Origin of the sequence: Chlorobaculum thiosulfatiphilum (assembly GCF_006265165.1) — a bacterium.
Classification (GTDB): Bacteria; Bacteroidota; Chlorobiia; order Chlorobiales; family Chlorobiaceae; genus Chlorobaculum; species Chlorobaculum thiosulfatiphilum.
The window spans coordinates 1-242 of sequence record NZ_VDCH01000083.1 but is presented as its reverse complement, the minus strand read 5'-3'; the positions used below and the strand labels follow the sequence as shown (position 1 = coordinate 242).

Below are 242 nucleotides of genomic sequence, written 5' to 3'. Positions count from 1 at the left end.
GATCAAGGCGACGTGCTCCGCGACCAGGGCGATCTCGACGGCGCTCTCAACGCTTTCCGTGAGTCGCTCGCCGTGAGTCAACGACTGGCGGCTTCCGATCCTTCACACGCCGGTTGGCAGCGCGATCTCAGCGTCAGCCAGGAAAAAATCGGCAACGTGCTCCGTGACCAGGGCGATCTCGACGGCGCTCTCAACGCTTTCCGTGAGTCGCTCGCCGTGAGTCAACGACTGGCGGCTTCCGA

General features: G+C 63.6%; 1 protein-coding gene. It reads left to right on the top strand.

All coding sequences use genetic code 11. From position 1 onward, the window contains the following. A partial coding sequence (locus FGF66_RS12440) for a tetratricopeptide repeat protein (protein WP_139457968.1) occupies window positions 1–242 on the top strand: 242 nt, incomplete at both ends.